Here is a 9164-nt window from a genome sequence, read left to right on the forward strand (position 1 = left end):
GGCGGGGGGTGGAGGCCGTCTGGCCCTCCGGGCAGTGGCGGCGGAAGTCGCACCACCCGCACAGCGGGCCGGGGGTCGCCGGGAACAGCTCGGCGATCTCGCCGGGCACCTCCGGGGGCGTGCGCGGCCCGTCGTCGCCCCGGCTCCGCGCCCGGGGCACGGTGGCGGACCAGGCCCGGTAGCGCTCGTCGGCCGCCGACGCCTCGACGGCGATCTCGTCGGCCCGGCCGATGTGCCGGGCCAGCGACTCGTCGGTGTGCTCCCACTCCACGATCGAGGCGGTGGGCAGGTGGTGCAGCTCGACCCGGTGGCACGGGCGGCGCATGACCCGCGCGGCGGCCACGGCGTAGACGGCCAAGGCGAGCGAGGAACGCGCGTCGTCGGTGTCGAGCGGGCGGCGGCCGGTCTTGTAGTCGACGATGACCAGCCCGTCGCCGCGCTGGTCGATGCGGTCGACCCGGCCGGACAGGGCCATCGCGGCGGTGCGGGTGGCGACCGTGCGCTCGACGCCGATCGGGTCGTGGGCCGGGTCGAGGGTCGCGGTGTAGCCGGTCACCATGTGCCGGGCGCGGTCGCGCCAGGCGGTGGACTGCTCCTGGTCGCGAAACCCCTCGGTGATCCAGGCGTTGCCCAGCAGCACGCCGGCCATCGCCGGGGTGCGCCGGTCGTACGGCTCGCGCCACCAGGCGGCGAGCGCGTTGTGGACGCTGGCCCCCACGCTGTTGTGCGCCCAGGGCGGTCCCTTCTGCGGGGACGGCCGGTCGAGGTAGGTGAACCGGTAGCGCCGCCGGCAGTCGAGCCAGCTGTTGAGCCGCGAGGGCGTGCAGGAGTAGAGCCGGCGCGGCATCCCGTCGAGCCCCAATTGCTCCACCACAGACCGCCTTCCGCCGCCAGAACCGCCAGGGCCGCTAGAACTGCCAGAGCCGCCAGAACCACCCGACCCGATCTTTACCGGCCTCACGTTACCGGCCGCCACCGACACGATCGGCCCGAACGGAACTCCGCGAAGGATGACCGGGTGGGCACATCCCGGCATGACGCGTAGCATAGGTCTGATTAGGAGTCCTACCCTTTCGAGGCAGGTTGCATGACGGAGCACGTGACCGACCCCGGCGGCACGGCGGATCTGGACCGGCGGCTGGCCGACGCCCTTGAGCGGCTCGGGCACGGCATGCGTTCGCTCGCCCAGCGCAGCGCCCGCGGACACGGGCTGACCCCGCTCCAGCAGCAGGCGGTGCTCGCGCTGTCCCGGCAGTCCGGGGCGCGCAGAGAGGTGAGCGCGCTCGCCGCGGAGTTCGATGTCACCACGCCGACGATGTCCGACGCCGTCACGGCGCTGGAGCGCAAGGGGCTGGTGTCGCGTTCACCGGGGCTCGACGGCCGCCGGCGTGTGCTGAGCCTGACCGAGGCGGGCGAGACGGTCGCGGGCGAGCTGGCGCCCTGGGACGGGCCGTTGCTGGCGGCGCTGGCCGCGCTGCCGGTCGCCGACCGCGCGGCGGCGCTGCACACCCTGCTGCACGTGATCGGCGACCTTCAGCGCCGCGGCGTGGTGAGCGTCGCGCGGATGTGCACGACCTGCCGGTTCTTCGGCCGCGACGAACACGCCGACCCGGCCGCGCCGCATCACTGCCATCTGCTGAAAGCGCCGCTGGCGCTGACGGACCTGCAGACCGACTGCCCCGAGCACCGGCCGGCCGCCGCGAGCGCCTGAGCGTGTGGCGGGCTCGCCCGGCGGCCCGTTTCACCGGGCCGCCGGGGTCGCCGCCGGTCAGATCGCGCCGATGGCCTCGCACGCCTTGCGCACGCCCGCGCCGTACTCGGGGTCGGCCTGGGTGCAGTTGGCGATGTGCCGCTCGACGGTCTCCTTACGGGCGCCCTTGATCTGCCGCGCGGTGTTGTCGAACAGCGCCTGGCGCTGCTCGGCATTCATCAGGCGGAACAGGTCGCCGGGCTGCTGGAAGTAGTTGTCGTCGTCGGCCCGGAAGTCGTACCGGTCGGCGGCGCCGGCGAGCGCCTGCGCCGGTTCGGCGTACGCCGGCTGCTCCCGCCACCGGCCGAAGTTGTTCGGCTCGATGCCGGGCACGCTGCCCTGGTTGCCGTCCACGCGCATGGTGCCGTCGCGGTGGTAGGTGTTGACCAGCCCGGCGGCCCGCGGGTAGTTCACCGGGATCTGGTGGTGGTTGACACCGACCCGGTAGCGGGCGGCGTCACCGTAGGAGAACAACCGGCCCTGGAGCATCCTGTCGGGGCTGAAGGAGATGCCGGGGACGACGTTGGCCGGCGTGAACGCCGCCTGCTCGACGTCGGCGAAGTAGTTCTCAGGGTTGCGGTTCAGCTCCAGCTCGCCGACCTCGATGAGCGGGTAGTCGGCCTTGCTCCAGACCTTGGTGAGGTCGAAGGGGTGGAACCGGTAGGTCGCGGCGTCGGCCTCCGGCATGACCTGGATGTAGAGCTTCCACTTGGGGAAGTCGCCGCTCTCGATGGCCTCGTACAGGTCGCGCTGGTGCGACTCGCGGTCCTCGCCGATGATCGCGGCGGCCTCGGCGTCGGTGAGGTTCTCGATGCCCTGCTGGGTACGCCAGTGGAACTTCACCCAGTTACGCTCGCCGGCGGCGTTGATCATGCTGAACGTGTGCGAGCCGAAGCCGTGCATGTGGCGATAGGACTTCGGAATGCCACGGTCGCTCATGATGATCGTGACCTGGAGCAGGGTCTCCGGAAGGTTGGTCCAAAAGCCCCAGTTGTTCTCCGGGTCGCGCATGTTCGTCCTGGGGTCGCGCTTGACGGCGCGGTTCAGGTCGGGGAACTTCAGCGGATCACGGAAGAAGAAGACCGGCGTGTTGTTGCCCACCAGGTCCCAGTTGCCCTGGCTGGTGTAAAAACGGGTGGCGAAGCCGCGGATGTCGCGCTCGGCGTCGGCCGCGCCGCGCTCACCGGCCACGGTGGAGAACCGCGTGAACGTCTCGCACGAATTGCCGACCTCGGCGAACAACGCGGCGCTGGTGTAGCGGGTGATGTCGTGGGTCACGGTGAATCTGCCGAAGGCGCCGGAGCCCTTGGCATGCATGCGCCGTTCCGGGATGACCTCGCGGTCGAAATGGGCGAGCTTCTCCAGCAACCAGAGGTCCTGGAGCAGCACCGGCCCACGCGGCCCGGCGGTCAGGCTGTTCTGGTTGTCGGCGACCGGAGCCCCTGCTGCCGTGGTCAGAGGTTCGGTATTGTCCTCGAACGTCATCGTCACTCTTTCACTCGTCGAATCTTGTGGATCTTTTGGATCTTGCGGGTCTGACGGCGATCGCGGGGCCGGAGTGCCGTGCCGGGCAGAGCCTTCGGCATGTCACATCGGCCTGGTCGCTACGGTAGCCCGGCGAGTGTGCAGATCGCATGCAGGCCCCTGAACCGCGCGCGCATTCGAGGCCGGTGACCACCGCGCGGCCACGGCGCGCGACAGGGCGGTCATCCTCGGTAGGCGGTTCGAGTTTTCCGCATCATTTGAGCTGGTGGTGGCACTGTCGAAAGTAGGTAGGACTCCTAGCTATAGTGTGGCATGTCCCCCGGAGACGGCACAACAAGCGCTAAGGAGCAACCGTGTCGATCGTCGCCTCTCCTCCGTCCACCCCTGTCACCGCGGCGCCGCCGTGGACGACGACCCAATGGTTCAACAGCGACCCGCTGGACCTCACCGCCCTGCGCGGCCGGGTGGTGGTCCTGGAGGCGTTCCAGATGCTCTGCCCGGGGTGCGTGGCCCACGGTCTGCCCCAGATCGCCCGGTTGAGCCAGACCTTCGGCGACGAGCTCGCCGTGATCGGCCTGCACAGCGTGTTCGAGCACCACGAGGCCATGACCCCGCCCAGCCTCAAGGCGTTCCTGTACGAGTACCGGATCGGTTTCCCGGTCGGGGTCGACGCGCACCAGGGCGACAACCCGACGCCGGTCACCTTCGGCCGGTACCGGATGCGCGGCACCCCGTCCACCGTGCTCATCGACCGCGAGGGAAATCTGCGCGGGCACCAGTTCGGCGTGGTGGACGACATGACCCTCGCCGCGGCGGTCACCCGGCTGCTCGACGCGGACGGCCGGGAGACGGCGTCCCGGCCGGTCTCCGCGGCTTCCGCGCCGACGTCCGCCTGCCCGGTGGACGGCGAGTGCGCGTGAGACCCGTCAACGCCGTTCGACCGCGCGCGGGCCGGAGGTGAGCAGCACGGGCGCGTCGCTCGCGCCCAACCGCCCGCGGTAGGACCGCCAGGTCCAGATCTGGTAGGCGAGCATGAGCGGGACCACCACGACGGCGAACGCCGCCAGCGGCCACAGCGTCGCCTCGTCCGCCATCGCCTGGGCCATGGTCATGCCGTACCGGGGGTCCACCGTGGAGGCCAGCACGTAGAAGGGCCGCTCGGCCGTACCGGCCAGCAGGTGGCAGGCGCTGACGCCGGTCACGAACAGGCCTCCGGTCAGCAGGGCCACCAGGGTGATGTGGCCGAGCGCGAGCAGCGCGCTCGGGTTGGCGAGCACCGCGCCGAAGTCGGTGAGGTAGGCGATGCCGTCCCTGACCTGGTAGCCGGCGGGGCTCTGCATGAAGCCGTTGGCGACCACGATCCAGTACGCCGCCGGCCGACCGGATGTTCGCGGCGTACGGCCTGCGTCCGGCCGTCGTCTGCGAGGGCGACGAACCCGGCGCGACCCAGGATCTGATCAGCGCGGGCCTGGGGATCGGGCTCGTCCCGGCGATGTCGCTGCGGGCCGCCCCGCACGCGCCGGTCGCCTGGGCACGTCTGGACACACCCGAGGCCCGGCGCACGCTGAGCATGGTGTGGCGGCGCGACGCCCATCTGTCCGCGGCGGCCGGTCGCTTTCGCGACTTCGCCGCGGACCACTTCCGCACCTTCGAGAGCGCGGACTGACCTTCCGGGTCAGGACCCGGTCAGTCGTCGCCGAGGTTGAGGCGGATGCCGGAGACGGACCTGCCGTCGGGCAGCGGCGACTCGGCGGCCGGCGTGGTGTCCTGTGCGGTCAGCGAGCCGGAGATCCAGTCGTCGAAGTGACGCTCCTGGTCGCCGATCGTGGTCTCCTCGCCGTGCGCCGGCAGCACCCGCGTGGCGTGCGGCAGGGTGAACAGCCGCTCGCCGATCGCGGTGAGCTGGTCGGCCAGCGCCGGGTACTCGCCGCCCAACCTGCCCGGCCCGTCGGCCTGGAGGGTCTTGCCGCTGAAGACCACGCCCAGTTCCTCGCACAGCAGCGACACACCGCCCTGGGTGATGCCCGGCGTGGCGATGACCTCCAGGCGGACGTCGGCCACCCCGAACAGGCCCTCGTCCTCCATGTCGATGTCGGGCCAGGTCTCCGTCCAGGTCTCCCGCCACAGCCTGCGGTCCTTCGGGTGCAGGGCGACCACCGCCTCGTCGCGGGACGCCACCTCGATGGCCGCGCCGACGTGGTCGGCGAGCCCGTGGGTGCACACGACGGCGAGCACGTCGCGCTCGCCCACCTTCTCCATGATCTTGTCCGCGTCGCGCGCGGGATCGATGACGATGACCTCGTCGTCGTCACCCAGGATGTAGGTGTTGTTCGCCACCTTGTGCTCGACACCGTCGACGTCGACGACGCCCTCGGTCACCACTTTCTCGATACGCGCTGTCACGGGGGAGACCCTATCCCGTCCGGATGAGAGAACACAGCGTTCGGCGAGGCTCGCGGGCAATTCACCAGCAGTTCGCGAAATCAGCTCGCGAGATCAGCTCGCGTCGCCGTCCGGCAGCCTCGGCGAGAGCGCCCCGTAGGGCAGATCCAGGTCCTGGTCGTTCTCTCGCAGGTCGCGCAGGCTCAGCTCGGCGAGCGCGATCAGGCACCCGGACTCCGCGGGCCAGGAGATCGTCCACAGCCAGTTCCCCAGCGCCTCCCCGGCGTAGACGGCCCGGTCGGGGGCGGCCTGCACGCACCACAGCGAGGCGGGGTGGCCCCGGATGTCGATCTTGGCGTGCGGCGGGCCCGCGTCGAAGCCCTGTCCCGGGTCGGGGCCGTCCAGCCCGGCGAACCCCGCCCCCACTCCGGCGCCCGGCTCCTCGGCCACGACCAGCAGGTCGGCCGGGCCATGGGTGACCGAAGGGCCGGACAGCGCGGTGACGCTCGCCCGGGTGCCGGTGCGCTCGTCGCCCGCCTCGGCGAATCCGGTCACCAGCCAGCCGGGCGGCAGCGGCCAGGGCAGCCACACGGGCACTCTGGCGATCTTGCGCACCGCCTCCAGTGCGGCGGGGGCGGGATGCCGGGGTGGTTGCAGCGGCAGCACGTCCCCGTGTTCGGGGCACCGCCACGCGCTGGACCACGCGCTCGGCGCCCGCAGGCTTCCATGACAACGTGGACATATCGGAGCGGTTCTCACGTTTTCTCACGCTGCGCGCTCTCTGCCCCATTAGTCAAGGGCCGGGTCAATGATCGAGCCGTAACCTTGCACATATGCGGGTGAACTGCGTGGGGGCCGTCGTCTTCGACGACAGCGGGCGGCTGCTGCTCATCCGGCGCGGCCACCCGCCGGGCGAGGGCCTGTGGTCCCTGCCGGGCGGCCGGGTCGAGCCCGGCGAGTCCGACCACCAGGCGGTGGTCCGCGAGTTGCTGGAGGAGACCGGGTTGCGGGTCTCCGTCGTACGGCTCGCGGGCACGGTCGAACGTCCCGGCGGCCCCGGCGTCGTCTACGTGATCCGCGACTACCTCGCCGTCCCCGCCGGTGACACCGCTCTCACGGCGGGCGACGACGCGGCCGGCGCCCGCTGGGTGCCGGTGCCCGAGCTGGACCGCCTCCCCATGTCGCCGGGCGTCCTGGACGCGCTGCGCGAATGGGGGCTCATTGGTGGACGTTCGTCCGCCACAGGGTGAGGTGGTCGGCGCTGTAGGTGGTCGAACGGCCGACCGCGACCATGTCGCCTCCGGAGACCGCCACCGCGGTGAGCCACTGCGCGCCCGAGCCGCCCAGGCCCTCCTGGGTGAGGGTCTGGCGCTGCCAGGTCAGGCCGTTCTGGGAGGTCCAGGCGGCGCTGTCGCTCTCCGCCGAGGGCCCGTGGCTGCCGACCGCGACGATGCCGCCGTCGGTCTCGGCCAGGTCCGTCACGGCGGCGGCCTGGTCGGCGGGCAGCCAGCCGTACTCCCAGGACGAGCCGTTGTCGGCGGACATGGCGGCGAACACGCGCGTCGTGCCGTTCACGCTTGCCTCGCCGACGGCCACGATCCGCCCGCCCGCCGCGACCACGTGCCGCAGCCCGGCCGACGACGCCTCCGGCGGGGTCAGCCGCTTGAGCGCGGTCCAGTTGAGCCCGTCGGACGACACCCACACGACGCCGCTCTCATGCCGCGCCGCGCCCGCGCCGCCCACCGCCACGTAGCCCTCCGCCGTGGCCGCCACGTCGTGGATGCGCACCCCCGCGCCGCCCGCGGGGAGTTCGGCCGAACGGGTGTACCTGCGCAGGTCGGAAGTGAACCACAGTACGGGCGTCACGCCCGCCGGGCCGCGGTCCTCGCCGGCCAGGACGTATCCCGCGCCCTCGCCCGGCGTGGCCGAGGAGGCGGCGACCGCGTGCGGGGCGGTGAAGTAGTGGCCCTGCGCGGGCGTGAGCCCCTCGGTCATCGGGACCCTGCGCCAGGAACCGCCATCGGCCGAGGTGACCACCAGCGGCTCGGTGGAGGACGCGTCGCTCATCGCGCGGCCGACCGCGATCCAGCCCCTACGGCCGTGCGTCACGTCGCTCAGCGCCTGGCGCTGCGCCCCGCCCAGGATCTCCGGCGGGCCCGCGCGGGTCCAGGCGCGGCCGTCGCCGCTGGTCCAGATGGCGGCGTCGCCGGCCGCCGCGCCTACCGTCACGAACGCGCCATTGGCGGCGGCCATGCCGCTGGTCTCCCTGGCCACCCGGGTCAGGCCCGCGATGTCGCCGAGCGCGACCGGCTGGGCCGCCTGGCCCTTGGCGGCGGTCATCAGCACGAGCTGGTTGCCCACGTCGGCCGGAGTACGCCGGTCGCCGCCGACCACCAGCGTGCCCGCGTCGGAGATGCTGAGCGCCCGCAGCGTGCCCGGCACCTCGCCGAGGTCGGTGCCCTTGGCCCAGCTCCGGCCGTCCTTGCTGGTGTAGACGGCGTAGCGGTCCCAGCCCGCCTGGGCGACCGCCGCCACGCCCGCCGCCGAGGCGGCCAGGCCGGTCACGCCGGTACTGTCGCGGGGCAGCCCGCCGATGGAGCCGCAGCGCTCCCAGCTCGCGCCGTCGGCGGAGCAGTGGACCCGCACGTCACCGGCGTCGTCGCGATGCCTGGTGGGCACCGCCACGAACCCGTCGCCGACCGCCGCGAGCGCGCCGGGGCGCGGGGTCACCCCGGTGAGCGGGGAACCTGCGCGTTGCCAGGTGCGCCCGCCGTCCGCGGAGCGCAGTACCACCGACCCGGCGCCGCCGGAGGGGGCGTCGGCCAGCGCCACGACGTCGTCGCCCCTGGCGACCACCGCCTTGACGCCGCGTACGTCCTTCGGTCCGCCCAGCTCCGCGCCGGACACCCGCTCCCAGGACCGGCCGCCGGGTGACAGCCAGGCGGCCGGGCCCGCCGTACCGTCGTCGAGCACGGTCGCGCCGACCGCCACGAACCCCGAGCCGGTACGGGCGATGTCGGCGATCCGGTCACCGCCCCGGAACGCGGCCAGTCCGGCCGCCTCCACGGCCTCCCAGGAGAAGCCGTCGGTGCTGGTCCACACGCCCCTGCCGGTCGTCGCCTGGCCGCCGCCCGCCGGGTAGCCCTGCGTGTCGCCGACCGCCAGCCACAGCCCGTCGCCGCCCGCCACGCCGCCCACGGTCGTCGGACCGGGCTCCTGGCCGCCCTGGCCGGTGACGTTGCCGAGCTGCCAGCTCTTGCCGCCGTCGCGGGACATCAGGAACAGGGGGCGCGGCACGGGGCTGGTGGTGTCACTTCCCGCCGCCACGATGGTGTCGCCGACCGAGGTCACGGCGTTGAGCACCTGGCTGGCACCGGTCCCTCCGGCGGGTACGGCGAACGCGTCGTCGCCCGACCCGCCATCACCGTCGGCCAGCAACAACCCGGACCCGACCGGACTCGTCGCCCACCGCCACACCACCAGGCCACCGCCTGCGGCGGCCACCAGTACGACGATCACCAACAGCGGCGCCAGCAGCCGCCCACCC

General features: G+C 72.7%; 10 protein-coding genes. 4 read left to right on the forward strand and 6 right to left on the reverse strand.

What is annotated here, in order from left to right; all coding sequences use genetic code 11:
• The coding region (locus C1I98_RS29910) for a RecB family exonuclease (RefSeq protein WP_111170748.1) at positions 1–871 on the reverse strand (871 nt) is incomplete at its 3' end.
• Between the two features lie 216 nt (positions 872–1087).
• Between C1I98_RS29910 and C1I98_RS29915 the strand changes: the two genes are divergently transcribed.
• Entirely contained in the window at positions 1088–1711 is a 624-nt protein-coding gene (locus tag C1I98_RS29915) for a MarR family winged helix-turn-helix transcriptional regulator (protein ID WP_111170741.1), read from the forward strand.
• A gap of 57 nt (positions 1712–1768) precedes the next feature.
• Here C1I98_RS29915 and C1I98_RS29920 read toward each other — a convergent pair whose 3' ends face one another.
• The gene (locus C1I98_RS29920) at positions 1769–3235 is read right to left on the reverse strand and encodes a catalase (protein ID WP_111170742.1); all 1467 of its coding nucleotides are present in this window, start codon (positions 3233–3235) and stop codon (positions 1769–1771) included.
• A gap of 353 nt (positions 3236–3588) precedes the next feature.
• Between C1I98_RS29920 and C1I98_RS29925 the strand changes: the two genes are divergently transcribed.
• Positions 3589–4155, forward strand: coding sequence for a redoxin domain-containing protein (locus C1I98_RS29925; RefSeq protein WP_199537309.1), 567 nt, complete (start codon positions 3589–3591; stop codon positions 4153–4155).
• A gap of 6 nt (positions 4156–4161) precedes the next feature.
• Here the strand turns inward: C1I98_RS29925 and C1I98_RS29930 are convergent, their stop codons facing one another.
• Complete coding sequence (locus C1I98_RS29930) at positions 4162–4596, reverse strand: cytochrome ubiquinol oxidase subunit I (protein ID WP_267898085.1); 435 nt, start codon at positions 4594–4596, stop codon at positions 4162–4164.
• Between the two features lie 23 nt (positions 4597–4619).
• Between C1I98_RS29930 and C1I98_RS29935 the strand changes: the two genes are divergently transcribed.
• Positions 4620–4901 carry a LysR substrate-binding domain-containing protein gene (locus C1I98_RS29935; protein ID WP_111170743.1) on the forward strand — a complete coding sequence of 94 codons (282 nt, stop codon included), beginning with the start codon at positions 4620–4622 and terminating at the stop codon, positions 4899–4901.
• Between the two features lie 20 nt (positions 4902–4921).
• Here the strand turns inward: C1I98_RS29935 and C1I98_RS29940 are convergent, their stop codons facing one another.
• On the reverse strand, positions 4922–5638 hold the full coding sequence (locus C1I98_RS29940) for an MBL fold metallo-hydrolase (protein WP_111170744.1): 717 nt from the start codon (positions 5636–5638) through the stop codon (positions 4922–4924).
• Between the two features lie 93 nt (positions 5639–5731).
• The gene (locus tag C1I98_RS29945) at positions 5732–6376 is read right to left on the reverse strand and encodes a DUF6758 family protein (RefSeq protein WP_111170745.1); all 645 of its coding nucleotides are present in this window, start codon (positions 6374–6376) and stop codon (positions 5732–5734) included.
• A 74-nt stretch (positions 6377–6450) separates the two neighbouring features.
• On the opposite strand from C1I98_RS29945, the gene C1I98_RS29950 reads away from it, so the two are divergent.
• Positions 6451–6867 (forward strand): NUDIX hydrolase, encoded by a 417-nt coding sequence (locus C1I98_RS29950; protein ID WP_111170746.1) that lies wholly within the window; start codon positions 6451–6453, stop codon positions 6865–6867.
• On the opposite strand, the gene C1I98_RS41850 is transcribed toward C1I98_RS29950, so the two are convergent.
• On the reverse strand, positions 6836–9164 hold a 2329-nt coding region (locus C1I98_RS41850), incomplete at its 5' end, for a beta propeller repeat protein (protein WP_158558228.1). The two genes, C1I98_RS29950 and C1I98_RS41850, sit on opposite strands and share 32 nt — an antisense overlap.

This window comes from Spongiactinospora gelatinilytica, assembly GCF_003236385.1.
Taxonomy (GTDB): domain Bacteria; phylum Actinomycetota; class Actinomycetes; order Streptosporangiales; family Streptosporangiaceae; genus Spongiactinospora; species Spongiactinospora gelatinilytica.

Excerpts from the sequence above, each read along its gene's own strand:
- C1I98_RS29915 (WP_111170741.1), top strand. The coding sequence starts at position 1,088 with ATGACGGAGCACGTGACCGACCCCGGCGGCACGGCGGATCTGGACCGG.
- C1I98_RS29920 (WP_111170742.1), bottom strand. The coding sequence starts at position 3,235 with ATGACGTTCGAGGACAATACCGAACCTCTGACCACGGCAGCAGGGGCT.
- C1I98_RS29935 (WP_111170743.1), top strand. The coding sequence starts at position 4,620 with ATGTTCGCGGCGTACGGCCTGCGTCCGGCCGTCGTCTGCGAGGGCGAC.
- C1I98_RS29950 (WP_111170746.1), top strand. The coding sequence starts at position 6,451 with ATGCGGGTGAACTGCGTGGGGGCCGTCGTCTTCGACGACAGCGGGCGG.